Origin of the sequence: Buttiauxella sp. A111 (assembly GCF_014189855.1) — a bacterium.
GTDB classification, from domain to species: domain Bacteria; phylum Pseudomonadota; class Gammaproteobacteria; order Enterobacterales; family Enterobacteriaceae; genus Buttiauxella; species Buttiauxella selenatireducens.
Map to the genome: position 1 here is coordinate 242,131 of NZ_BJFN01000004.1, position 26,508 is coordinate 268,638.

Sequence of the window (26,508 nt, forward strand, 5' to 3'; positions counted from 1 at the left end):
CACTCCTTAACGATCTTTCGGGTCGAGGGCATCACGCAGGCCATCGCCGATAAAGTTGAAACAGAACAGGGTGATGACGAGGAAGCCTGCCGGGAACATCAGCAACCACGGTGAAACTTCCATCGAGTTCGCACCATCACTCAGCAATGCGCCCCAGCTACTTAACGGCTCTTGCGTACCCAAACCCAGGAAGCTCAGGAAGGATTCGAACAAGATCATGCTCGGCACCAGCAGCGAGGCATACACCACAACCACCCCCAGCACGTTTGGCACAATGTGACGCACGACGATATTCGACGTTGAAACACCGCCAACCTGGGCTGCTTCGATAAACTCTTTACGCTTCAGGCTCAGGGTTTGTCCACGAACGATACGCGCCATGTCCAGCCAGGAAACCATCCCGATTGCCACAAAGATAAGCAGGATGTTTTGCCCAAAGAAGGTCACAAGTAAAATAACGAAGAACATGAACGGGAAGGAGTTGAGGATCTCCAGCAGACGCATCATGACTGAGTCAGTTTTACCGCCCAGATAACCCGCGAGCGAGCCGTATAATGTCCCTACAACCACAGCAACCAGCGCCGCAGCCACACCGACCATCAGAGAAATACGTCCGCCGATTGCCACCCGAACTAACAGGTCACGACCAGAGGAGTCGGTGCCAAAGTAGTGCCCTGACTCCATGTCAGGTGCTGCCGACATCATTCCCCAGTCGGTATCAAAATAGCTAAACTGCGACAACATCGGCGCAAAAGTCACGAATAGCGCGATGAGTGCCAGAACAATCAGACTGGCCACCGCAGCACGGTTATGCATAAAACGGCGACGCGCATCTTGCCAAAGGCTACGGCCTTCTACTTCAAGTTTTTCACTGAAGTTTTCCAGCGCCTCGCTGTTTTTCTTACTCAACATCATGGCGAACTCCAGTGTCAGTAACGGATTTTCGGATCGATAACGGCATACAGCACGTCAACAATCGCGTTAAAGAGAATAGTCAACGCGCCTACCAGAATGGTGAGGCTCAGAACCAGAGAATAGTCACGGTTCAACGCTCCGTTTACGAACAATTGGCCAATACCCGGTAATCCGTAAATGGTTTCAATAACCATCGAGCCTGTGATGATACCGACAAAAGCCGGGCCTAAATAAGACAGCACAGGTAACAGAGCAGGTTTCAAAGCGTGGCGCAAAATAATGCGACGCATTGGCAACCCTTTGGCGCGAGCAGTACGGATGAAGTTTGAGTGCAGCACTTCAATCATTGAACCACGAGTAATACGTGCAATACTCGCAATATAAGCTAATGAAAGTGCAACCATTGGCAGGATCATGTATTGAGGCGCCCCACCATTCCAGCCCCCGCCAGGCAACCATTTAAGCGTGATAGCAAATATCAGAACCAGTAACGGGGCAACCACGAAACTGGGGATAACGACCCCGGTCATGGCGATCCCCATGACGGCGTAATCCCATTTGGTATTTTGATTCAGTGCGGCGATAACTCCGGCTAACACCCCTAAAACCACGGCAAAGATAAATGCGGCTGCACCTAATTTCGCAGAGACAGGGAAGCTTGAAGCAACCAGATCGTTAACTGAATAATCTTTATATTTAAATGACGGGCCAAAATCACCGTGAGCCAGCTGCTTCAGATAACTGAAGTACTGTGTCGTGATCGGATCGTTTAAATGGTATTTAGCTTCAATGTTCGCCATAACCTCTGGCGGAAGTGCGCGTTCGCTGGTAAATGGACTACCCGGCGCAAGACGCATCATGAAGAATGAAATTGTTATAAGAATAAAGAGTGTCGGAATTGCTTCCAGACAACGACGTAGAATAAATTTCAACATTGCCCGTACCTTCTGGCGTGTGCCTTTAAGTAGTAATGAAATAAGACACGATGGGGCAAGCCCTCCCCTTTTTTCCTAAATAATTCACGTTGCAGAAAGGCAACAAGCTCATGAATCCCCAGGAACATAGCCAAACTATGTGACTGGGGTGAATGAGCGCAGATAACGCATCTGCGGCGTGAAGTATGACGGAAAAAACTTGCCCCACTAATTGCCATTAATGTTTGATGATATACATATCTTTAGTATAGATATTGTCCATCGGGTCTTTGCCGGTATAACCGCCAACCCATGGTTTCACCAGACGAGCATTCACGTAGTAATAAACCGGAACGATAGCAGAGTCTTTGCCCAGCTGTTGTTCGGCTTTATCGTACGCAGCACTGCGCTGTGCTTCATCGGTCGCTTTCAGCGATTCTGCCATGATGGCGTCAAATGCCGGGCTCTTATAATGCGCGGTGTTCATTGAACTGCCAGACAGCATAGTGTTCAGGAAGGACGTTGGTTCGTTATAGTCAGCACACCAGCCAGCACGTGCCACATCGTAGTTACCCTGGTGACGAGTATCGAGGAAGGTTTTCCATTCCTGGTTGACCAACTTCACGTTCACACCGAGGTTTTTCTGCCAGATAGAAGCAGCAGCGATAGCCAGTTTTTTATGCAGATCAGATGTGTTGTACAGCAGGTCAAAGGTCAGCGGTTTATCTTTGCTATAACCCGCTTCAGCCAGCAATTTCTTAGCTTCTTCGTTACGTTTTTCCTGAGTCCACGAGAACCACTCAGGTTTAGTCAGCTTAGCGCCGTCAGCATAAGGAGGCGTGTAGCCATAAGCCGGCAGATCGCCCTGCGCTTTGACTTTGTTTACGATAATGTCGCGATCCAGACCCAGTTTCAGAGCGGTACGAACACGCGCATCGTTAAACGGAGCTTTCTGGTTGTTGATTTCGTAGTAATAAGTACACAGATACGGGTCAACGTGAACTTCAGCTGGAATTTCTTTTTTCAGCTTCTGGAACAGTTCGATCGGCAGGTTGTTATAAGTCATGTCGATTTCGCCGCTACGGTAGCGGTTTACGTCGGTAACTTCAGAAGAGATTGGCAGATAGGTAATCTGATCAATGACAGTTTTCGCGTTATCCCAATAGTTGGTATTACGCTCCATCACGATACGTTCGTTAACAACCCAGTCTTTCAGTTTATATGCGCCGTTAGAAACGAGGTTCGCAGGCTGGGTCCACTTCTCACCAAACTTCTCAATGGCGGTTTTATTCACCGGGGACATCGCCGGGTTAACCAGAAGTTTGTAGAAGTAAGGAACTGGCTCGCTCAAAGTCACTTCCAGTGTATGGTCGTCAATAGCTTTTACGCCCAGTTCACTTGGTTTCTTTTTGCCATCGATGATTTCATCAACGTTTACGATATGACCATATTGCGGATAGCTTGCATACGGGGAAGCGGTATTTGGATCAACCAGACGCTGCCAGCTATAAACGAAATCTTGTGCCGTTACTGGATCGCCGTTAGACCATTTAGCATCTTTACGAAGATGGAAGGTCCACACTTTAAAATCTTTGTTGTCCCAGGATTCTGCAACACCTGGAATTGGGTGGCCATCTTTTGGAGAGGTAATCAGCAGACCTTCGAACAGGTCACGGCTTACGTTTGATTCAGGAACACCTTCAATTTTATTTGGATCCAGAGACTGTGGCTCAGCACCGTTATTTCGAATCAACGTTTGCTTTTCTGACAGTTGGACACCTGCAGGAACTTCGGCCGCCGTGGCCACATTGCCTACAATTAGCGCGGTTAAAATGCTTGCTGCAACCAGACTTTTTTTTGTGATGATGGACATTGTGTTGATACTCCACTCATTATAATTACCGACCCGAAAGCCAGCCTCTTCCCCTTTGGGGTTCCTTAACAGCGCAAGAGCGTTATGCGACTGCCAGGATTTATTTTGTGTTACCTGCTATCACCGACTTTATTTGGGGGATGCTCTTTATGGCACCCTGCTCCGTCGATTCTTAATCAACCCACCCTGTTCTCAGGTTGATTTTTATGAGTCATCTGTAAATGAAACATTTTTCAGATAATTGTGTTGTCTGGAAAGTATCAAAAGCACCTAACTCCCGCCAATACAATTTGCAAATTTGTTAACCATTTCTCTTTTATCTATCCAGGATGCGGTCTGGAACGATCCTGTGCCAGCTCATTTATCCGAGATAACTCTCTAAAAATAAAAGAAATAGCAGTATTAAGATGGTTGGTTATCTCGCGGTGTGATGAAGGTGTCTCATTGTTCACGAAAAATTAACAATTGGTTATTTTTTAGCACATTCATCTGCAAGACAGCGTGAATAACTAATATCATCTCAATAAAGCCACAGCAAGTATCATTGTGTAGTGTTAGTTAATTAACGATTTGATTGGGAGTTTTGTGTACAGCAGACAAAAGCGCATGTCGCTAATATGCAGTTTCCAAAGCTTTTTCTTATGAATGATTTTCTGATGAAAAGGACAGAAGCACTAATGCTTCAAACAAGTTGGTGGGTATTTAACAAAAAAAAAGCAGAATAGTTATTCTGCTTTTTCAATTGCCAGTTACAGCAGAACTAACTTAATAACCCGGGGAAGATAGTTTTCAGACCGGTTACAATAAATTCAATACCCAGAGCCATCAGAAGCAGCCCCATAATACGGGTTATAACGTTAATGCCAGTTTGCCCCAGCAGACGCACTAAGAAAGGCGCAAGGCGGAAAACCAACCAGCAGCAAAAAGCAAAGAGTGCGATGGCAATCGTAAAACCGATTAAATAATTCCAGCTATGGTAACGCGTGCCCCAGACGATAGTCGAACTGATTGCACCTGGACCGGCCATTAATGGAAGTGCTAACGGGACTACGCCAACGCTTTCGCGGATAGCGCTCTCTGATTTTTCTTGTTTGTTCTGTTTATCTTCCCCGAGTTTACCGCTGATCATCGACATCGCGATGGTCACCACCAGGATGCCGCCAGCAATACGGAAGGAATCTATTGATATGCCGAATAGTTGCAGAATGCCGTCGCCAAGAAACAACGAGGTCCACAAAATTATCGCGACAGAAAGGTTGGCAGTTAGATTGGTTTTATTCCTCGCTATCGCAGTTTGATAGCTGGTCATGCTGATAAAAACGGGAATGATCCCTACTGGGTTTACCAGAGCGAACAATCCAATAAAGAACTTAAAATAGGTTGGCAAATCAAATAAGGATTGAGCCACTAAAAACTCCGCAAATGAACGTAGCAAAGGCCGCGGTAATGTAATGGAAAACCACTGCAGGCGCTACGCCCTTTCGCAGCATAGATAACTACTTTTATACGCAATTGCGATATTAAACAATATTGTTACTCACTTGTTGAAAATATGGTAGTTTGTTTTATCTTTGCTGTGACGAATATTTTAAAGACTTATCAACAACCTGAATCTGCCCTGCTGAATGGAGTCAGCCTTGAGATAATGTGATGTAAATCACAAAAAACCTACTCAGAAGTGAGTACTCTTAGATACATCTGAAGAGCGTTTGATTCAGACCATGAATAGGTTTTTTCGATAAGGCTCTTTTAGTAAATCAGCAAGATGTTTTGGGAAGTTTTTGGATAGTCGTGGCCCCTCTTCTACGCAAGCTGTTGCCCGCTGACTATACTGTCGTCTCGAGCAGCTCATTTACTAAAAGAGTTTAACATTATCAGGAGAGCATTATGGCTGTAACTAATGTCGCTGAACTTAACGCACTTGTAGAGCGCGTCAAGAAAGCCCAGCGTGAATATGCCAACTTCACTCAAGAGCAAGTCGATAAAATCTTCCGCGCCGCCGCCCTGGCTGCCGCTGATGCTCGAATTCCCCTCGCGAAACTGGCCGTTGCCGAATCTGGCATGGGTATCGTTGAAGATAAAGTGATCAAAAACCACTTTGCTTCAGAGTATATCTACAACGCCTATAAAGATGAGAAAACTTGTGGTGTTCTGGACGAAGACCATACCTTCGGTACTATCACTATCGCTGAGCCAATCGGCATCATCTGCGGTATCGTACCGACGACTAACCCAACATCTACTGCGATCTTTAAGTCTCTGATCAGCCTTAAGACCCGTAACGCGATCATCTTCTCTCCACACCCACGTGCAAAAGACGCGACTAACAAAGCCGCAGACATCGTTCTGCAAGCTGCTATCGCTGCTGGTGCACCTAAAGATCTGATCGGTTGGATTGACCAGCCATCTGTTGAACTGTCTAACGCCCTGATGCATCACCCAGATATCAACATGATTCTGGCAACGGGTGGCCCAGGCATGGTTAAAGCTGCATACAGCTCCGGTAAACCAGCAATCGGCGTAGGCGCAGGTAACACTCCTGTTGTTGTTGACGAAACTGCTGACATTAAACGTGTTGTTGCTTCTATCCTGATGTCCAAAACCTTCGATAACGGCGTAATCTGTGCTTCCGAGCAGTCAGTAATCGTTGTTGATTCTGCATACAATGCAGTGCGCGAACGTTTTGCATCCCACGGCGGCTACATGCTGCAGGGTAAAGAGCTGAAAGCTGTTCAGGACATTATCCTGAAAAATGGCGCACTGAACGCAGCTATCGTTGGTCAGCCAGCAACCAAAATTGCTGAACTGGCAGGCTTCACCGTACCGGCTGACACCAAAATTCTGATTGGTGAAGTTAGCGTTGTTGACGATTCTGAGCCATTCGCTCACGAAAAACTGTCTCCAACTCTGGCTATGTACCGTGCTAAGAGCTTCGAAGATGCCGTCGTTAAAGCTGAGAAACTGGTTGAGATGGGCGGTATCGGTCATACCTCTTGCCTGTACACCGACCAGGACAACCAGCCAGAGCGCGTTAAGCACTTCGGCGACAAAATGAAAACTGCACGTATCCTGATCAACACCCCTGCTTCTCAGGGTGGTATCGGTGACCTGTACAACTTTAAACTCGCGCCTTCCCTGACTCTGGGTTGTGGTTCATGGGGTGGTAACTCCATCTCTGAGAACGTGGGTCCTAAGCACCTGATCAACAAGAAAACCGTTGCTAAGCGAGCTGAGAACATGTTGTGGCATAAACTTCCGAAATCTATCTACTTCCGCCGCGGCTCTCTGCCTATCGCGCTGGACGAAGTGATTACTGATGGTCACAAACGTGCGATGATCGTTACCGACCGTTTCCTGTTCAACAACGGCTATGCAGACCAGATAACTTCTGTTCTGAAAGCAGCAGGCGTTGAAACTGAAGTATTCTTCGAAGTAGAAGCTGATCCAACCCTGTCCGTTGTACGTAAAGGTGCAGAACTGGCTAACTCCTTCAAACCAGACGTGATCATCGCGCTGGGCGGCGGTTCCCCAATGGATGCTGCGAAAATCATGTGGGTTATGTACGAACACCCAGAAACTCACTTCGAAGAACTGGCACTGCGCTTTATGGACATCCGTAAGCGTATCTACAAGTTCCCGAAAATGGGCGTAAAAGCGAAAATGATCGCGGTTACCACCACTTCCGGTACTGGTTCAGAAGTGACTCCGTTTGCAGTTGTAACTGATGATGCAACAGGCCAGAAATACCCACTGGCTGACTACGCTCTGACTCCAGACATGGCGATTGTTGATGCCAACCTGGTGATGGATATGCCTAAGTCACTGTGTGCATTCGGTGGTCTGGATGCCGTAACTCACTCACTGGAAGCTTACGTTTCTGTACTGGCGAGCGAGTTCTCTGACGGTCAGGCTCTGCAAGCATTGAAACTGCTGAAAGAAAACCTGCCAGCGTCTTACCATGAAGGCTCTAAAAACCCTGTTGCTCGTGAGCGTGTACACAATGCTGCGACCATCGCGGGTATTGCGTTTGCAAACGCCTTCCTGGGTGTGTGTCACTCAATGGCGCACAAACTGGGTTCACAGTTCCACATTCCTCACGGTCTGGCGAACGCCCTGTTGATTTCCAACGTTATCCGCTATAACGCGAATGACAACCCAACTAAGCAGACTGCTTTCAGTCAGTATGACCGCCCACAAGCGCGTCGTCGTTATGCTGAAATCGCAGACCACTTGGGTCTGAGCGCACCGGGCGACCGTACTGCTGCTAAGATCGAGAAACTGCTGGCATGGCTGGAAAGCATCAAGGCTGAACTGGGTATTCCTAAGTCCATCCGCGAAGCAGGCGTTCAGGAAGCTGACTTCCTGGCTCACGTTGATAAACTGTCTGAAGATGCGTTCGATGACCAGTGTACCGGTGCTAACCCACGTTACCCACTGATCTCTGAACTGAAACAGATTCTGATGGATACCTTCTACGGTCGTGATTATGTAGAAGAAGGCAGCGTGCCAGCATCGACTGCGAAAGAAGCTGCTCCAGCAGCTAAAGCTGACAAGAAAGCGAAGAAAACCGCTTAATTGTAAAGCCTAATAAAAAACCCGCTTCGGCGGGTTTTTTTATGACTATTTTTCAAATACGCAATATAAAGCATCTCACAGAGATCAGAGGGAAGGCCTACCCTTCGCCTCTCTTTTATTTTTTATGCGCTCTGAATGCCCTGTAGAGAGCCAGTTTGCAGCGCCTCTTTGTAATGCTTACGGCAAACCGATACGTAACGCTCGTTACCCCCTATAACTACTTGTTCACCCTGGTTATACGGACGACCTTCCTGATCAAGTCGCAGCACCATACTGGCTTTGCGGCCACAGAAACAGATAGTTTTTAATTCCACGAGCTTATCTGACCATGCCAATAAATATTGGCTCCCGCCAAATAATTCCCCCTGAAAATCAGTGCGTAATCCATAACACAATACGGGAATATCTAATTCATCCACGACGTCTGATAACGCCAACACCTGGTCGCGCGTTAAAAATTGGCATTCGTCCACCAGAACACAATGCACGGCATCACGCTGATGCTCATCGCGTATTTCATTGAATAACTGAGTCGCACCATTGAAAAGCTTGGCAGGCGACGACAGCCCAATACGCGAACTCACCTTTCCAGAGCCAAACCGATTGTCAATTTCTGCGGTATACACCAGCGTGCGCATTCCGCGCTCTTGATAGTTGTATGAGGATTGCAGTAATGCCGTGGATTTACCCGCATTCATTGCGGAATAGTAAAAGTAGAGTTGTGCCATTGGTCAGCTAGCCTGAGTTAAAATGTAAATATTATTAACACGGATTATATCATAAGCCGTTACAGAGTTGCCGTTACCCGACGTTCCCAGGAAAAATTTCTCTATTGTTCGTCTGATATATAAGTTGCAGAGCGGAATGGATGAAGGCATCAGATGTTTGAAGTTCGTCACGTTGCACTTAACTAACGGAGCTTTAAGCATTTTCTTAGCTATTCAGTGGAACTCATTGAATCCCTAATAATAATTAACTATTAAGAATATCCCCCATGGCAGACAATAATACCAAAGGTTGATATTTCACCATTAATGCTCTCATGCCTCAATTTAGTGCCCCAACAACCCCTGTTACTATCAGGGTTGTTGTAGAAAAAGTGAGTTATCCAGGTTTTGTTTACTCACCATGTGAGACAAAATTTAAGTTAATGTTCTTTAATAAATCGACAAAATATTATGTAATTTTGAATTCCTTACATTACCGCCTATTGCAGAACTTAATTTAAGCCTCTATTATTAGCCCATCAAGCCAACCATCAATATAAGATTGAGATTACTAAAATGAGCGAAGCACTTAAAATTCTGAACAACATCCGCACCCTTCGTGCCCAAGCTAGAGAATGTACTCTGGAAACGTTGGAAGAAATGCTGGAAAAATTAGAAGTTGTAGTTAACGAACGTCGCGAAGAAGATAATGCTGCTGCAGCAGAAATTGAAGAGCGTACTCGTAAACTGCAACAATACCGTGAAATGCTGATTGCTGACGGTATTGATCCTAATGAATTACTGAATAGCATGGCTGCTGTTAAATCTGCAGGCAAAGCAAAACGCGCTGCGCGCCCTGCTAAATATCAGTACATCGACGAAAACGGCGAAAGCAAAACCTGGACCGGCCAGGGCCGTACTCCAGCTGTAATCAAGAAAGCAATGGAAGAACAAGGTAAGAAACTGGAAGACTTCCTGATTGCCTAATTTTTGCTTTTAGTGCTGCTTATTAAATCCCGCTTCGGCGGGATTTTTATTTTCTGCGTTATGTTTTTTTAAATCCTGCCGATAAACAGTAGCCATAAAAAAAGGAAGCCAGCGCTCCCTTTTATCATTTATGGGCAAATCACGACTTAGGTATCAGCTGACTTTATAGAACGCTTTATACCAGTCTACAAAGCGCTGTACGCCATCTTGTACTGACGTCTGTGGCTTGAAGCCGATAACGTCATACAACGCCTGTGTATCCGCGCTGGTTTCCAGTACGTCACCAGGCTGCATAGGAAGCATATTCTTCTGCGCAACTTTGCCCAGAGAGGTTTCCAGTGCCGTAATATAGTCCATCAGCGTCACAGGATTGCTATTACCGATGTTATACACACGGTAAGGCGCTGAACTGGTTGCTGGCGTCCCTTCTTCTACTGTCCATTGTGCATCAGGTTGTGGAATGACATCCTGTAAACGCACAATCGCTTCGGCAATATCATCAATATAAGTAAAATCACGACGCATTTGTCCGTGATTGTAAACATCAATACTCTTCCCTTCGACAATCGCACGGGTAAATTTAAATAATGCCATATCCGGACGACCCCAAGGGCCATAAACGGTAAAGAAACGCAAACCAGTCGTCGGCAGACCATATAAGTGCGAGTAGGTATGTGACATCAACTCGTTAGCTTTTTTAGTCGCCGCATATAAAGAAATTGGATGGTCGACGCTGTCATCCGTTGAGAACGGAAGTTTACGATTCAGGCCATATACTGAGCTCGAAGACGCATATAACAGATGCCCTACTTTATTATGGCGGCAACCTTCAAGGACATTTAAATGCCCCACCAGGTTTGAATCCGCATAAGCCAGAGGGTTATCGATTGAATAACGAACACCTGCTTGTGCCGCAAGATGAATCACACGATCGAATTTCTCTGTAGCAAATAACTCTGCCATGGCATTACGATCGGCGAGGTCAATTTTTTCGAAACGGAATGAAGAGTGAGGAGCGAGGAGATCAAGACGAGCTTGCTTAAGATTGACGTCATAATAGTCGTTCAGGTTATCGATACCGATAACCTGGTGACCGGCGTTCAGCAGACGCTCGCTAACATGGAATCCAATAAAACCTGCCGTGCCGGTAACCAAATATTTCATATAACCCTCATTTATACCGCTCATACTTCAAGTTGCATCTTTGTTGGCTGTATGAACCACCCCGAATCACTTACTGATGTAAATGTTTCGGGATACGTTCATTGACCATCGCGATGCAACTCGAATTATTTAGGGTATCTTATGCAATATTGATGGACGCTCCGCGGCCGATTGCATAATAAACAAAGCCGCGTTTGCTTAGTCTCTCAGGATCATACAGGTTACGGCCATCAAAGATAACCGGTTGTTTAAGTGATTTCTTAATTGCGTCGAAATCAGGGGCACGGAAACTTTGCCATTCGGTACAAATCACCAGCGCATCCGCATCTTGCAATGCCGCTTCTTTCGTTCCCATCAGTTTCAAATCAGAACGATGTCCGTAAATGCGCTGGGTTTCATCCATTGCTTCCGGGTCATACGCCTGCACCTGAGCACCGCGCTCCCAAAGCGCTTCCATCAGGACGCGGCTTGAGGCTTCACGCATATCATCGGTATTGGGTTTGAAAGAAAGCCCCCACAGCGCGAAGGTTTTACCTTTCAGGTCTTCACCAAAGTGACGAGATATAAACTCAGGGAGTTTTAACTTCTGGTCGTGGTTTACCTCTTCTACCGCTTGCAGAATTCGTGGCGTGTAGCCAATCTGCTGAGCAGTACGAATCAGTGCCTGGACATCTTTAGGGAAGCAGGAGCCGCCATAACCGCAGCCAGGATAGATGAAGCTGTAGCCGATGCGTGAGTCAGAACCGATCCCCATACGCACTTTCTCGATATCCGCACCCAGGCGTTCTGCCAGGTTTGAGATTTCGTTCATAAAGCTGATTTTGGTCGCCAACATGCAGTTTGCGGCGTACTTGGTCAACTCAGCGCTACGAATATCCATCAGGATCATACGGTCATGATTGCGGTTGAACGGTTCGTACAGTTCACGCAGCAAATCGACCACATCGTCGTTATCAGTACCGATAACAATACGCTCAGGACGCATGCAGTCAGAAACTGCGGCCCCTTCCTTCAGGAATTCTGGGTTGGAAACCACATCGAATGTGATATCCACACCGCGGGCTTTCAGCGTTTCTTCCATTACGCTACGCACTTTGTCTGCCGTTCCGACTGGAACAGTAGATTTATCGAGCACAACTTTATGTGACGTCATGTGCTGCGCAATGGTACGCGCTACAGCGGTGACATATTTAAGGTCAGCAGAACCATCTTCATCAGGTGGCGTTCCGACTGCAATAAATTGCATTTCACCATGATGAACACCCATTTCAGCATCGGTGCTGAACTGCAAACGGCCTTCCTCATAGTTTTTCTTAACCAGCGGCGTTAAGCCGGGTTCAAAAATCGGGATCACGCCGTTTTTCAGATTTTCGACTTTCTTCGCATCGACATCTATGCACATAACTTCGTGGCCGACTTCCGCAAGCACTGCTGCCTGTACAAGTCCAACATAGCCGATACCAAATACAGTAACTTTCATCTTTCTATCCTGCGTTGAAATGAATTACTTTTTCGCGCCAACGGTCTCTTCTAACCAAGCTTTGAAATCTGGTCCAAGAGTGTTGTGACGGATGCCGTATTCCACAAACGCCTGCATGTAGCCGAGTTTATTACCGCAGTCATGGCTCACGCCTTTCATGTGGTAGGCTTCAACAGTCTGTTTCTCCATCAGCATAGCAATGGAATCAGTCAGCTGGATTTCATCGCCAGCGCCCGGAGGAGTTTTGGACAGCAGCGGCCAGATATCTGCAGTCAGAACATAACGACCCACTACCGCAAGGTTTGAGGGTGCAACGTTCGCTTTAGGTTTTTCAACGATGCCAACCATTGGCACGCTGTCGCCTTCATTCAATTCCACGCCTTTACAGTCAACAACACCATAAGCAGTGACATCTTCTACCGGCTCAACCATGATTTGGCTGTGGCCAGTAGCATCGAAACGTTTGATCATCTCAGCCAGGTTATCCTGGGAAAGATCTGACTCGAATTCATCGAGGATGACATCAGGCAGGATTACCGCAACTGGCTCATCGCCAACAACCGGGTGAGCACACAGCACGGCGTGGCCAAGGCCTTTTGCCAGACCCTGACGAACTTGCATAATCGTCACATGCGGAGGACAGATTGCCTGAACTTCTTCCAGCAACTGGCGCTTAACGCGTTTTTCCAGCATGGCTTCCAGTTCGAAACTGGTATCGAAGTGGTTTTCGATGGAGTTTTTCGAAGAGTGAGTTACCAGCACAATTTCAGTAATTCCTGCGGCGATACATTCGTTGACCACATACTGAATTAAAGGTTTATCAACCAAAGGCAGCATCTCTTTTGGAATTGCCTTGGTAGCAGGTAACATACGCGTGCCTAATCCCGCGACAGGGATTACTGCTTTTCTTACTTTAGAATTAATGGCAGCCATTGAAAAATCTCCTGGACTGTTCAAGTTTTCACTTGCAAGTCAATTAAAAAACGCCTCGAGTATATCAGCTTAAAAATGAAATCTACGGCTGTTTACCCGATGCGTTGGTAATTTAAGATAAATACGAATGAGTTAAATGCGATATTAGCACCCACGATGGCAGGGGAGAAAACCTAAATGTTTTCAATCGTCCAGATGCTCATTCCGCAGACAACATAAGACGCAATCGGCCACCCGCCCCCCACACCTGGCACTGCCAGGATTCGCAGCGCTGGCTGATTTGATTGAGGTAAGTATTGCCCATAGTGCCTAACGGCACACCGTTGCTGACCTGAATTTGATGTTCACCCGTATTCAACGTGGCATTGAGTCCCGCCGACACCAAAATGAGATTCTTGAGCCCGCTATGATAATAGCCCACCATCAATGGGAATTGGCCGGTCAAATTCGCCTGACGTAATAACTGGTTCACTTGTTTAAGTAAACTCCCCAATTCTGGTAATCGCTGGTGCTGCTGGGAAAGATGCTCTTGCAACAATCCATTAAATAAGGCGCGTAATAACAACGCCGCCAACACACCGTTATCCCCTGCGCGCGTAACATCAAGGCAATAAAATGCCAGGTCGTTTTCTGATAACGGTGCAATATCCAGAACCAACCCTGGCTGATTGAGGGTAATCAGTTGGCGGTAGTTTACACGGCAGTGCGACATCACTTGTTGCACTGGAGGTTGCAGCTCTTGCAGCAATTTTGACGCCGCCTGCGGGTCACTAACGAGCGCGTCCCAGTCCTGGAATAACCGTTCTTCTTCTTCAACGCGAGAATTGAACATGTTTGGATAGAGACAGGCGAACACCGTTTCACGCAGGCGGTTGAGATCTTTGATAGGTTTGAGCAAGACATCCTGCACGCCAAAACGCAACGCTTTGGCGATATCTGACATATTCTCAGTGGCAGAAATGACCAAAATCGGCGTCTGAACGCCTTCATTACGCAAATGTTCCACCAGCTTCAGTCCGTTCATGCGCGGCATAGCCAGGTCACAAATCAGCAAATCGGGCGCAAAACGGGTCATTTTTTCCAGAGCGTCCACGCCGTCTGTTGCAACCGCAATGTTCGCCCCTAAAGAGGTGAGGTAGTCATCCAGCAAAGAGCGGAAAACGGGCTCGTCCTCGACAATGAGAATCTGTTTCCCAACGAGTGGCTGTGTCATGTGCGCTCCCCTGACTGGCGATAGATCAATAGTGGCATGGTATGACAATCACCGCCTGTCAGAATTACCTGAAGATGCGAGTTTTCGCCGTACTCAATCATGGGTACGAACCAGTGGCAGTAACTCGTCCATCTTTTTCTCAACGGCCAGGCTCCCGGCGCTGATCGCCTCAGCGGCACGGTGGAAATCCAGAGTTGAAATCTGCGGGCAAAAAGGTTGCAACAAAATATCCGGCGGGTCACCCGCCATCCTGTTGCGTTTTAAACGGTTTTCCAACACCTGAATCGACGTGGTCATGATTTCCATCGCCGTCGGTGTGGTCGTCGCACGCCGGGTCGTTATTTTACCAAGCTGTTCACGCAGCCGACCACGCCAGGTATCAGGTTGCACCTGGTTTTCAGCCAACGGCGTCGTCATATTGACGGAGAGTAAATCTTGCTGCATCAGATGTGCATCGTGTTGCAGGTCGACGGCAATAACGATATCGGCCCCTAACGCTCGGGTCAGCGAAACCGGTACGGGATTAACCACCGCGCCATCGACCAACCAATAGCCGTTGTACCCGACAGGCGAAAGCAAGCCAGGCATGCTACAAGAAGCTCGAACCGCTTGATGAAGGTCGCCATCCGTGAACCACAGCTCGCGCCCGGTGCTTAAATTTGTGGCAACCGAACCAAAACGCAGCGCGCAGTCTTCAATATTTTCTTCGGTGATAATTTTACGAACGTTATTGAATACTCTTTCGCCACGTAATAAACCGCCACGACGCCAGGAAAGATCCATCAGTCGCAGGACATCCCAATAGCCGAACGAGCGTACCCACCGCTCCATCATCGGTAAGCGATTACTGGCATAAGCGGCACCGACCAGCGCCCCTACAGAGCAACCTGCGACGATATCAATCTGTATGCCTGCACGTTTCAACGCATTTATAACACCAATATGCGCCCATCCTTTTGCTGCTCCCGACCCTAATGCCAGGCCGATCTTTACCTGTCTCATTCCGCCTCGGTCTATCTTCCCCGGTTTATCACCTCGTGACGAAGTCGCCACTGCTCAGTTAACATAACTACCCCGCGTATTTACGCCGACTCTTTTTTTGTAACCAAGGAGATGCTGTGTCGCAACTTTGCCCTTGTGGTAGCGGTCTGGAGTATAGCTTATGTTGCCAGCCATATATAAGCGCAGACACGCTCGCGCCAACCCCATCACAGCTTATGCGCTCACGTTATTCCGCCTATGTGATGCAGGACGCAGATTATCTGGTGGCAAGCTGGTACCCGCAGACGCGCAGCCTTTCACTGAAAAGCGATATTTCCGGAAGTTTTGCGACCACTCACTGGCGGGGTCTGACCGTCTATGAAACGGCGGCCGGACGTGATGAGAACGAAGGTTTCGTCAGTTTCGTTGCGCGTTTTGAAGAGCAAGGCGTGGAAAGTGCCATAATAGAACGTTCCCGTTTCTTAAAGGAAAACGGTCAATGGTACTATGTTGACGGAACGCGCCCACAGTTTGGACGTAATGACCCCTGCCCTTGTGGCTCTGGCAAAAAATTTAAAAAGTGTTGTGGTAGGTAACTCTCCGTGGCACAAATCAAGAAAATACACACAACAGGACTCACCCAGTGACGCAAGCATTACAACGCAAAGTACTACGCACCATCTGCCCTGATGCAAAAGGGTTAATCGCCAAGATCACCAATATTTGTTACAAGCACGAACTGAACATCGTTCAGAATAATGAATTTGTTGATCATCGTACCGGGCGCTTTTTTATGCGCACCGAGCTCGAAGGTATTTTCAATGACAACACCCTGCTTGCGGATTTAGATGGCGCATTACCTGAAGGTTCAGTGCGTGAATTGACACCTGCTGGCCGTCGTCGCATCGTGATTCTGGTGACCAAAGAAGCACACTGCCTGGGCGATCTATTGATGAAGGCCAACTATGGCGGCCTGGATGTCGAAATTGCCGCGGTTATCGGCAACCATGAGACGCTGCGCACGCTGGTTGAACGTTTTGATATTCCGTTTGAGCTGGTGAGCCACGAAGGGCTGACGCGTGAAGATCACGATAAACAGATGGCTGACGCGATTGAAGCGCATAAACCTGATTTCGTGGTACTGGCGAAATATATGCGCGTGTTAACGCCAGAATTCGTTTCACGCTTCCCGAACCAGATTATCAATATTCACCATTCGTTCCTGCCGGCATTTATCGGCGCGCGCCCTTATCATCAGGCGTACGAGCGTGGCGTGAAGATCATCGGTGCCACCGCGCACTATGTGAATGACAATCTGGATGAAGGTCCAATCATCATGCAGGACGTGATTAACGTCGATCACACGTACAGCGCCGAAGATATGATGCGTGCCGGACGTGACGTTGAGAAAAATGTTCTGAGCCGTGCGCTATACCAGGTGCTGGCACAACGCGTGTTTGTTTATGGTAATCGCACCATCATTCTGTAGCGTTTTATACCCTAAATAATTCGAGCTGCAGGAAGGCGGCCAGGGAACGAGTCCCGATGAGCTTACTTGAGTAAGTGATTCGGGTGAGTGAGTGAAGCCAACGAACATGCCGCTTGAAGTATGACGGGTATGGTGAATTGTTTAGCTTTACAACGTTACGCGTAAAAAAACGGCAAACGATTCATTTTCTTACAGTGAGTGCTTTACAGCGGCGCTTCATTTGATATGATGCGCCCCGCTTCCTGACGAAGGCGGCGAGCACGAAAGCCATATAGAAATTTATATAATACCCCTGGCGGGGTTCCCGAGCGGCCAAAGGGAGCAGACTGTAAATCTGCCGTCATCGACTTCGAAGGTTCGAATCCTTCCCCCGCCACCATCTTCAAGCATTAAGCACGGCCAGTAATACCAACACCCCTGGCGGGGTTCCCGAGCGGCCAAAGGGAGCAGACTGTAAATCTGCCGTCATCGACTTCGAAGGTTCGAATCCTTCCCCCGCCACCATCTTCTGAAGTACCTTCCCAATTTATCCAAATCGTACAATCTTTCATATTCCCGTAGGGGAAAGGATGAGAAGCTTCGATCAAGGTTCGATTCGAGCGTAGCGAGAAAGCGTTGCCGCAGGCAACGACCCGAAGGGCGAGACGCGTTAGCGCCGAGTCATCCTTCCCCCGCCACCATCTTATGAAGTACCTTCCCAATTTACCCAAACCGCACAATCTTTCATATTCCCGTTGGGGAGGAATCTTTTACGCCCTCATCCCAACCTTCTCCCCCAGGAGAAGGAGAAACCAAACAGCTCCCTCTCCTGAGGTGGAAAGAGAAAACCAAACGCACCCTCTCCAGGGGTGGAAGGAGAAAACCGAACGGCTCCCTCTCCTGGGGGAGAGGGCTGGGGTGAGGGCAAAAAATGCCAAATTAAAAGCAAAAAAATACCCAGCCGAAGCCGGGTATTTCACATCAAGCAATCAGAACTCAACGACGAGCGCGAACCACCTGATATTTACGCGTCAAATACTCAACCGGCGCGCTCCATACGTGCACAAGACGGGTGAACGGGAACAGCAGGAACAGCGTCATCCCCAACACTAAATGCACGCGGAAGATAAACGCGACACCATCCAGATGTTCAGATGCGCCACCGTGGAAGGTCACAACAGCTTGCGCCCAGCCCACCAACTTCATCATCTCGCTGCCATCCATATGTTGCGCCGAGAATGGAATCGTCAACAGCCCCAACGCGCACTGAATCATCAACAGACTGAGGATCAGAATATCCGCCGTGCTTGATGTTGCACGAATACGCGGGTTGAACAAACGGCGCTTAAGCAACAGCAAGCCGCCCACCAGCGTCATCACACCACACGCACCACCGGCTATCATCGCCATTTTCTGCTTCACATCGATTGGCAGGAATGACTCATACATCCAGTGCGGCGTTAACATGCCAAGGAAGTGACCGGCGAAAATCCCCAGAATCCCGATATGGAACAGGTTAGATGCAAGGTTCATCCCTTTGCGATCCAGCATCTGACTGGAACCGGCTTTCCACGTGTACTGACCATAGTCATAACGCAACCAACTGCCCAGCAGAAATACCGTGCCGCAGAGATACGGATAAATGTCGTAGAAGAACACATTGAGAAAATGCATGATTACTGTCCTCCGATATTCAAATACTGCGGAGCGACAGCCCCGGCAAAGCGACGCTGATGGCTGCTGATTTCAGACTCGCCGCATCCAGCGTCCGCAACAAATTTCACCTGTTCTTCTTCCCAAACCGCATCCAGTGCCTGCGGTGTATCATCGCGAGCTTCATTGGCAATTTGTTGGCTGACGCTTTCCACTGCCACATCGCTTTGCGACAAACCAAGCAAAACATCGAACAGCACCGCATAATCGCTTTCACGCTGTTTCAGACGCGCCGCCAGCAGTGCCAGAATCGGCGCGACATCCTGCAAACCACCGCGTGCTTCGGCTTCGTCGCGCTGCGACAGATATTCCAGGTACAGCGGCAGATGGTCTGGCAGCTCACGACTGTCGATTTCCATACCAGCCTGCTGGTACTGGTTCATCAAATTCACCATTGCCTGCCCACGGTCACGAGATTCGCCGTGCACATGTTCAAACAACAGCAATGACGTGGCACGACCACGATCGAATAACTCGCTATAGCTGGCTTGCGCATCCAACAAATCCTGGCCACACAAGGTCGTCATAAAGCCGTTAAGTTGAGCCGCCTGTTGCAAATTAAGCGCACTACCTTCGACTAATGCATCACGAAGTTCCTGCTGATGCTGCCACAGGGCAGCATCCGGGTACTCGAGCAAGCGGGAAATCACCAGAAGTTCAATCATGGTTTTGGCTCCGTTTTGCTGGTCACATCAATCGCGTCAATACGTTTGCTGTTGAACAGGTTGAATTTGCTGTCTGAACCGTGGCAACCATCACCAAAGCTGAAACCGCAGCCTTTGCTTTCCGGGAAGGCATCCGCCGCCAGTTCGCGGTGGCTGCTTGGCACTACGAAACGATCTTCGTAGTTAGCAATCGCCAGATAGCGATACATTTCTTGTGCCTGTGCTTCGGTCAACCCGACTTCTTCCAGCGCGCGAGTATCGTTCACGCCTTCTACTGTTTCAGCACGTTTGTAATGACGCATTGCCATCATGCGTTTCAGGGCGCGCAGTACCGGCGCGGTATCCCCTGCGGTCAGCAAATTCGCCAGGTATTCCACCGGAATACGCAGGCTTTCAACGTCAGGCAAAATACCGGTATGCGGCAATTCACCCGCGTCAGCCGCTGACTGAATTGGCGACAACGGCGGCACGTACCAGACCATCGGCAAGGTGCGATATTCCGGGTGCAACGGCAGCGCCAGTTTCCAGTCCATCGCCATTTTATAAACTGGCGACTGCTGTGCCGCGTCAATCACACTCTGTGGCACGCCATCTTTCAGCGCCTGCTCGATAACCGCCGGGTCGTTCGGGTTAAGGAAAATGCCTAATTGACGCTCGTAGAGATCTTTTTCGTTTTCGGTACTTGCGGCCTGTTCGATAGCATCCGCGTCATACAACAACACGCCGAGGTAACGAATGCGGCCAACACAGGTTTCCGAACACACTGTCGGCATACCCGCTTCGATACGTGGATAACAGAAAATGCACTTCTCGGACTTACCGCTTTTCCAGTTGAAGTAGATTTTTTTGTATGGGCAACCGGTGATGCACATACGCCAGCCGCGGCATTTGTCCTGGTCAATCAGCACAATGCCGTCTTCTTCACGCTTATAGATAGCACCGCTCGGACAGGTCGCCGCACACGCCGGGTTCAGGCAGTGTTCGCACAACCGTGGCAGATAAGCCATAAAGGTGTTTTCGAACTGGCCGTACATCGCCTTCTGCATATTCTGGAAGTTCTGATCTTTGGCGCGTTTATCAAATTCGCCACCGAGGATCTCTTCCCAGTTTGGGCCCGCTTCGATTTTGTTCATGCGCTGGCCGGTAATCAGCGAGCGCGGACGGGCAATCGGCTGGTGCTTACCTTCCGGCGCGTTATGCAGATGCTGATAGTCGTAATCAAACGGCTCGTAGTAATCGTCAATCCCCGGCAGATGCGGGTTAGCAAAGATTTTACCCAGCAGCATCGCGCGGCTACCCATGCGCGGTTGCAGCTTACCGTTAATTTTACGGATCCAACCGCCCTTCCATTTCTCCTGGTTTTCCCAGTCGTTCGGATAACCGATACCCGGTTTGGTTTCGACGTTGTTAAACCACGCGTACTCCATCCCTTCGCGGCTGGTCCAGACGTTTTTACAGGTCACAGAACAGGTGTGACAGCCGATGCATTTATCAAGATTCAGCACCATGCCGACTTGTGAACGAATTTTCATTTTACGCTCTCCTGTTTCTGGTCATTGCCTTCACCGTCTAACCAGTTAATGTCTTTCATCTTACGCACCACGACGAACTCATCACGGTTTGAACCGACGGTGCCGTAGTAGTTAAAGCCGTATGCCAGCTGTGCGTAACCGCCAATCATATGCGTCGGTTTCGGGCTAATTCGGGTGACCGAGTTATGAATACCGCCGCGCTGACCGGTGATTTCAGAACCCGGCAGGTTCACGATACGTTCCTGCGCGTGGTACATCATCGTCATGCCTTCTGGCACACGTTGACTCACCACCGCACGCGCCGTCAGCGCACCGTTTTTGTTGAACACTTCAATCCAGTCGTTATCCTCGATGCCCAGATCTTTGGCGTCGATTTCACTCATCCACACAATCGGGCCGCCGCGTGAAAGCGTCAGCATCAGCAAGTTGTCGCTGTAGGTAGAGTGAATGCCCCATTTCTGGTGCGGCGTCAGGAAGTTCAACGCTTTCTCTGGGTTACCATTAGATTTTTTACCCATCACGCCTTTTACCGAACGGGTATCAATCGGCGGACGGTATACCAACAGGCTTTCGCCAAAATCACGCATCCACTGGTGATCCTGGTAAAGCTGCTGGCGGCCAGACAGCGTACGCCACGGAATCAGCTCGTGAACGTTGGTATAACCGGCGCTGTAGGAAACATGTTCATCTTCAAGGCCAGACCAGGTCGGGCTGGAGATAATTTTGCGCGGCTGAGCCTGAATATCGCGGAAGCGAATCTTCTCGTCTTCTTTGTTGAGCGCGAGGTGCGTGTGGTCACGACCGGTAAATTCGCTCAGCGCAGCCCAGGCTTTGACGGCCACCTGGCCGTTAGTTTCAGGTGCCAGAGTCAGGATCATTTCTGCGGCATCAATTGCAGAGTTGATCATCGGCTGACCTTTAGCCGGGCCTTCGGTTTTGGTGTAGTTGAGCTTACGCAGCAGATCCATTTCGCTCTGCGTATTCCACGCAATGCCTTTACCACCGTTACCGAGGGTTTCCATCAGTGGGCCGATAGAGGTGAAACGCTCGTAAGTCGCCGGATAATCACGCTCAACAGTGATGAGGTGCGGCGCTGTTTTACCTGGGATCAGGTCACATTCGCCTTTTTTCCAGTCCATCACGCCAAACGGCTGTGCCAGTTCGGCAGCAGAGTCGTGCTGGATTGGCAATGTCACCACATCGGTTTCTTTACCTAAGTGACCGACACACACTTCGGAGAATTTCTTCGCGATGCCTTTATAAATTTCCCAGTCGCTTTTCGATTCCCAGGCAGGATCTACGGCGGCAGAAAGCGGGTGAATAAACGGATGCATATCCGAAGTATTCATATCGTCTTTCTCATACCAGGTCGCCGTTGGCAGCACGATATCGGAATACAGGCAGGTACTCGACAGACGGAAGTCCAGTGTCACCACCAGATCCAGTTTGCCATCCAGGCCGTTATCGACCCACTCGACTTCTTCCGGCATCACGCCGCCTTCTTTGCCCAGATCTTTACCCTGGATTCCGTTCTCGGTTCCGAGCAAATACTTGAGCATATACTCGTGGCCCTTACCGGATGAACCCAGCAGGTTGGAGCGCCAGACAAACAGGTTACGCGGATGGTTATTGCCCGCATCAGGCTGCTCTGCCGCAAAGCGAATATCGCCGCTTTTCAGCTGCTGCACGGTGAACTCTGCCGGAGTCATGCCCGCAGCTTTCGCCTGCGCTGCAATGGTCAACGGGTTAGTGTTGAGCTGAGGAGCCGATGGCAGCCAGCCCATACGCTCCGCGCGCACGTTGAAGTCAATCAAATGGCCGCTGTAGCGAGATTTGTCCGCCAGCGGGGAAAGCAATTCTTCTGCGGTCAGCGACTCATAGCGCCATTGGCTTGAGTGGTTGTAGAAGAACGAGGTGCTGTTCATATGGCGTGGCGGACGCTGCCAGTCCAGCGCGAACGCCAGTGGAGTCCAGCCGGTTTGCGGACGCAGTTTTTCCTGGCCCACGTAGTGCGCCCAACCGCCGCCGCTCTGCCCTACGCAACCGCAGAAGATCAACATGTTGATCAGGCCACGGTAGTTCATGTCCATGTGGAACCAGTGGTTCATACCGGCACCGACGATGATCATCGAACGGCCATGAGTTTTGTCGGCGTTATCAGCAAACTCGCGCGCAATGCGGATGATGTTCTGGCGAGAAACACCGGTGATTTGCTCAGCCCACGCTGGGGTATACGCTTTCACATCGTCATAGCTGGACGCGCAGTTTTCATCATCCAGACCGCGATCAAGACCGTAGTTTGCCAGCGTCAGGTCATAAACAGTGGTCACCAACGCAGTAGAACCATCAGCCAGTTGAATACGTTTCACCGGCAGTTTATGCATCAGCACGTTATCAAGTTTAACGTTGCTGAAGTGCTCGGTGCTTTCGCCGCCAAAGTATGGGAAACCGACGTCTGCAACTTCGTCGTGGCTGCCCAGCAGGCTCAGGCGCAGTTCAGCTTCTTCGCCGCTGGTGCCATCACGCTGTTCCAGGTTCCACTTGCCTTTTTCGCCCCAGCGATAACCGATAGAACCGTTTGGTGCCAGCAGTTCGTCGCTTCGGTTGTCCAATGCCACCGTTTTCCACTGCGGATTGTTTTCCTGGCCCAGACCATCAACCAGGTCAGAGGCACGCAGCATACGGCCAGCAGCGTAGAAACCCTCACGTTCTTCGAGCATCACCAGCATTGGCATGTCGGTGTAACGGCGCACGTAATCAGTGAAGTACTGGCTTGGGTTGTCGAGGTGGAACTCACGCAGCATAACGTGGCCCATTGCCAGCGCCATTGCCGCATCAGTGCCTTGTTTTGGCGCTAACCACTGGTCGCACAATTTGGCGATTTCAGCGTAGTCCGGCGTTACCGCAACGGTTTTCGTCCCTTTGTAGCGCACTTCAGTGAAGAAGTGAGCATCAGGAGTACGCGTCTGCGGGACGTTAGAACCCCAGGCGATGATGTAGCTGGAGTTATACCAGTCGGCGGATTCCGGAACGTCAGTTTGCTCACCCCAGGTCATGGGTGACGCTGGCGGTAAGTCGCAATACCAGTCGTAGAAGCTCAGGCAGGTGCCGCCAATCAGGGACAGATAGCGTGCGCCAGAGGCATAAGACACCATCGACATTGCCGGGATCGGCGAGAAACCGGCGATGCGGTCCGGGCCGAAGGTTTTTGCGGTAAAGACGTTGGCTGCCGCAATCAGTTCATTCACTTCCTGCCAGCTTGAGCGCACAAAACCACCGCGACCACGAGCTTGTTTATAGCTTTTTGCTTTTTCGGGATCGTTGATGATTGAGGCCCAGGCATTCACCGGGTCGCTATGTTGGGTTTTCGCTTCGCGCCACAGTTTGATCAGACGCTTGCGCATCAATGGATATTTCAGGCGGTTAGCACTATAGAGATACCAGGAGTAGCTCGCACCACGTGGGCAGCCGCGTGGCTCGTGGTTTGGCATATCGGGGCGAGTGCGCGGGTAATCGGTTTGTTGAGTTTCCCAGGTTACCAGGCCGCTTTTGACGTAGATTTTCCAGCTACAGGAGCCCGTGCAGTTTACACCATGAGTGGAGCGAACCACTTTGTCGTGCTGCCAACGCTGACGATAACCTTCTTCCCAATCACGATTGGTATCGAGCAGTTGGCCATGTCCATCGGCAAAAGTTTCACCCTTCTGTTTGAAGTAACGAAACCGGTCAAGAAATTTGCTCATCGGGGTTCTCCTGATGTGGAGCCTGGAGGCTCTATCTTATGAATACGACATTGCTGACAATGACGGCACGGTAACCCGCGGAATTGAAGGGATAATTGATGCCGATCAACTGGGAGGGACGCTGCTATATAGGGTAAAAGTTGATCTACCACCTAAGTGGCAATAACAAAATCACTCGTAAGATATTGAAATGATGAAATTTATGTTAATCACCACAACAGGTAAGGAGTAGAAATTCACGAGGCTGGGTATTAAGGGGTAAGTCGGGAAAAGTGGTAGCGACGAAATGAAAATGGGGCTTTCCACAAGACTGGAAAACCCCATACCGTTTTGTGTCTTAATCAGGCAGACGCTAATGATTCAGACAGACGTGCCGCACGAATGTTTTTAATCAGCAGACCGGAAATGATAATACCTGCGCAGGCAAACACGGCCATCAAACCAAACACAATTTGATAACCAATAAGACCCGGTTGTGAATCTAAAATGTACCCATACAGGCTGTAGCAGAACATTGCAGGGGCATAGCCAATAAAGCTACCCAGCGCCATCGCTGCACCGGTATTTTTTTCACTGATACCCGCCTCACCGATAGGCGCAAAGAACACCGCACGTTGGGTAAAGATCACCGCGCCAAACAGTAATGTACAGGCCATACCCAAATAAACTGGCATATGTTCATGGGGTAATAGAATTAGGCCAACCAATGCAACGGCACTAATAATAAAGGTATAGAACAGATATTTGCTTGGGGATTTTAAAACCTTATCCGCAATTAACCCACCAATTGGGCCGCCGACCATCTTCAGACAATATTGGTTAATAATCCCGTACGCCCCTACCAGTGCAATCGGCAGTGCGTAAACATTCCTTAAGAATGGAATAAAGAAGGTTAAACCACAATAGACTGCGTAAACACAGAATACACTGAAGGCAATGAGCCAAACGGTTTTATTTTTTAATACCCCACCCAATCCAGGACGACTCTCTTTTGTGATGTCTTTCTCTTTTTTAGCCACTTGCTCTTCTGGGCTTTCTTTCAATACAAAGAGAATGACAACACCCACGACAATCGCAATAAATGAGTAGAAGAGAATAGCCGCTTTAAAGCCGAAATAGTCGCTGCCAAACCAGGTGAATACCGCCAGGGCGCTAAACGCAATAATGGTATCAACAATGCCTCGTCCTGTTTCAAAGAAACCAAACAGTCGCCCTTGTTGCGTATTATCGCCGAGCAAACTCACCGACTTCAACAACACCGGCCAGTTCAGCATGTCACAGGTCACGCCAAACAATGCCCAAACAAAGAGGATCCCCCAGTAGCCTGGCATCGTTGACAGATAAATGCCGAGCAAGCCTGTGGCAATCAGCGAGAAAGACATGGTAAACCGACGTGGCAAACGGTCGGAGAAGTAGATGGATAAGAAGAAACCAATGGTCGTGACAATCGAGTTGACCGACATCGCATTGCCGATTTCCCCATTGGTCAGATGGAAGTACTCCTGCATAGGGACATAAAATGCATCTTTCAATGAAGGCAATTTATATATTGTCCCACCACACAGAACCAACAAGCTAAATATGGTCCATCTTTTTTTAGTTAGCATAAAACACCCACACCTGGATTAGCGGAATTAATTATTTT

At 49.1% G+C, this 26,508-nt stretch carries 19 protein-coding genes, 2 tRNA genes and 1 other RNA gene; 7 read left to right on the forward strand and 15 right to left on the reverse strand.

Annotation, left to right across the window (positions count from 1 at the left end; genetic code table 11):
* Window positions 1–6: 6 nt before the first annotated feature.
* From oppC to BSPA111_RS13385, 4 genes are all read right to left on the reverse strand, one after another.
* Window positions 7–915, reverse strand: coding sequence for an oligopeptide ABC transporter permease OppC (oppC, locus tag BSPA111_RS13370; protein WP_183271651.1), 909 nt, complete (start codon window positions 913–915; stop codon window positions 7–9).
* Window positions 916–929: 14 nt separating this feature from the next.
* Window positions 930–1,850: an oligopeptide ABC transporter permease OppB gene (gene oppB / locus BSPA111_RS13375; protein ID WP_183271652.1), complete on the reverse strand. Its 921-nt coding sequence runs from the start codon at window positions 1,848–1,850 to the stop codon at window positions 930–932.
* Window positions 1,851–2,067: 217 nt separating this feature from the next.
* Window positions 2,068–3,702, reverse strand: coding sequence for an oligopeptide ABC transporter substrate-binding protein OppA (gene oppA / locus BSPA111_RS13380; protein WP_183271653.1), 1,635 nt, complete (start codon window positions 3,700–3,702; stop codon window positions 2,068–2,070).
* Between the two features lie 760 nt (window positions 3,703–4,462).
* On the reverse strand, window positions 4,463–5,110 hold the full coding sequence (locus tag BSPA111_RS13385; protein ID WP_183271654.1) for a YchE family NAAT transporter: 648 nt from the start codon (window positions 5,108–5,110) through the stop codon (window positions 4,463–4,465).
* Window positions 5,111–5,589: 479 nt separating this feature from the next.
* On the opposite strand from BSPA111_RS13385, the gene adhE reads away from it, so the two are divergent.
* A complete protein-coding gene (adhE, locus tag BSPA111_RS13390) occupies window positions 5,590–8,277 on the forward strand; it encodes a bifunctional acetaldehyde-CoA/alcohol dehydrogenase (RefSeq protein WP_183271655.1) in 2,688 nt (895 codons plus the stop codon).
* A gap of 122 nt (window positions 8,278–8,399) precedes the next feature.
* Here the strand turns inward: adhE and tdk are convergent, their stop codons facing one another.
* Entirely contained in the window at window positions 8,400–9,005 is a 606-nt protein-coding gene (gene tdk, locus BSPA111_RS13395) for a thymidine kinase (protein WP_183271656.1), read from the reverse strand.
* A gap of 555 nt (window positions 9,006–9,560) precedes the next feature.
* On the opposite strand from tdk, the gene hns reads away from it, so the two are divergent.
* On the forward strand, window positions 9,561–9,971 hold the full coding sequence (hns, locus tag BSPA111_RS13400; RefSeq protein ID WP_034494985.1) for a histone-like nucleoid-structuring protein H-NS: 411 nt from the start codon (window positions 9,561–9,563) through the stop codon (window positions 9,969–9,971).
* Between the two features lie 153 nt (window positions 9,972–10,124).
* On the opposite strand, the gene BSPA111_RS13405 is transcribed toward hns, so the two are convergent.
* The 5 genes from BSPA111_RS13405 to rssA all read right to left on the reverse strand — a co-directional run bounded on the left by BSPA111_RS13405 (window position 10,125) and on the right by rssA (window position 15,763).
* A complete protein-coding gene (locus BSPA111_RS13405; RefSeq protein WP_183271657.1) occupies window positions 10,125–11,135 on the reverse strand; it encodes an NAD-dependent epimerase in 1,011 nt (336 codons plus the stop codon).
* Between the two features lie 139 nt (window positions 11,136–11,274).
* Window positions 11,275–12,615, reverse strand: a complete 1,341-nt coding sequence (locus BSPA111_RS13410) for a UDP-glucose/GDP-mannose dehydrogenase family protein (protein ID WP_183271658.1) — start codon at window positions 12,613–12,615, stop codon at window positions 11,275–11,277.
* Between the two features lie 24 nt (window positions 12,616–12,639).
* A complete protein-coding gene (galU, locus tag BSPA111_RS13415; protein WP_183271659.1) occupies window positions 12,640–13,548 on the reverse strand; it encodes a UTP--glucose-1-phosphate uridylyltransferase GalU in 909 nt (302 codons plus the stop codon).
* 199 nt (window positions 13,549–13,747) lie between these two features.
* On the reverse strand, window positions 13,748–14,761 hold the full coding sequence (rssB, locus tag BSPA111_RS13420) for a two-component system response regulator RssB (RefSeq protein WP_183271660.1): 1,014 nt from the start codon (window positions 14,759–14,761) through the stop codon (window positions 13,748–13,750).
* Window positions 14,762–14,854: 93 nt separating this feature from the next.
* The gene (gene rssA / locus BSPA111_RS13425; protein WP_183271661.1) at window positions 14,855–15,763 is read right to left on the reverse strand and encodes a patatin-like phospholipase RssA; all 909 of its coding nucleotides are present in this window, start codon (window positions 15,761–15,763) and stop codon (window positions 14,855–14,857) included.
* A gap of 116 nt (window positions 15,764–15,879) precedes the next feature.
* Here rssA and BSPA111_RS13430 point away from each other — a divergent pair, with 116 nt between their 5' ends.
* From BSPA111_RS13430 to BSPA111_RS13450, 5 genes are all read left to right on the forward strand, one after another.
* Window positions 15,880–16,338, forward strand: a complete 459-nt coding sequence (locus tag BSPA111_RS13430; RefSeq protein ID WP_183271662.1) for a YchJ family protein — start codon at window positions 15,880–15,882, stop codon at window positions 16,336–16,338.
* Between the two features lie 47 nt (window positions 16,339–16,385).
* Window positions 16,386–17,231 carry a formyltetrahydrofolate deformylase gene (gene purU, locus BSPA111_RS13435; protein WP_183271663.1) on the forward strand — a complete coding sequence of 282 codons (846 nt, stop codon included), beginning with the start codon at window positions 16,386–16,388 and terminating at the stop codon, window positions 17,229–17,231.
* 294 nt (window positions 17,232–17,525) lie between these two features.
* Window positions 17,526–17,610: transfer RNA gene (locus tag BSPA111_RS13440), tRNA-Tyr, on the forward strand.
* 40 nt (window positions 17,611–17,650) lie between these two features.
* Window positions 17,651–17,735: transfer RNA gene (locus BSPA111_RS13445), tRNA-Tyr, on the forward strand.
* Between the two features lie 44 nt (window positions 17,736–17,779).
* Window positions 17,780–17,911: non-coding RNA, RtT sRNA (locus tag BSPA111_RS13450), on the forward strand.
* A gap of 295 nt (window positions 17,912–18,206) precedes the next feature.
* Here BSPA111_RS13450 and narI read toward each other — a convergent pair.
* From narI to BSPA111_RS13475, 5 genes are all read right to left on the reverse strand, one after another.
* Window positions 18,207–18,884, reverse strand: coding sequence for a respiratory nitrate reductase subunit gamma (narI, locus tag BSPA111_RS13455; protein ID WP_183271664.1), 678 nt, complete (start codon window positions 18,882–18,884; stop codon window positions 18,207–18,209).
* A 2-nt stretch (window positions 18,885–18,886) separates the two neighbouring features.
* Window positions 18,887–19,588, reverse strand: a complete 702-nt coding sequence (gene narJ, locus BSPA111_RS13460) for a nitrate reductase molybdenum cofactor assembly chaperone (RefSeq protein ID WP_183271665.1) — start codon at window positions 19,586–19,588, stop codon at window positions 18,887–18,889.
* Complete coding sequence (gene narH, locus BSPA111_RS13465; RefSeq protein ID WP_183271666.1) at window positions 19,585–21,120, reverse strand: nitrate reductase subunit beta; 1,536 nt, start codon at window positions 21,118–21,120, stop codon at window positions 19,585–19,587. Before narH ends, narJ begins: the two co-directional genes overlap by 4 nt.
* Window positions 21,117–24,863, reverse strand: coding sequence for a nitrate reductase subunit alpha (locus BSPA111_RS13470; protein WP_183271667.1), 3,747 nt, complete (start codon window positions 24,861–24,863; stop codon window positions 21,117–21,119). The genes narH and BSPA111_RS13470 overlap by 4 nt, the downstream gene beginning before the upstream one ends.
* A gap of 341 nt (window positions 24,864–25,204) precedes the next feature.
* Complete coding sequence (locus tag BSPA111_RS13475) at window positions 25,205–26,470, reverse strand: MFS transporter (protein ID WP_183271668.1); 1,266 nt, start codon at window positions 26,468–26,470, stop codon at window positions 25,205–25,207.
* Between the last annotated feature and the right edge of the window lie 38 nt (window positions 26,471–26,508).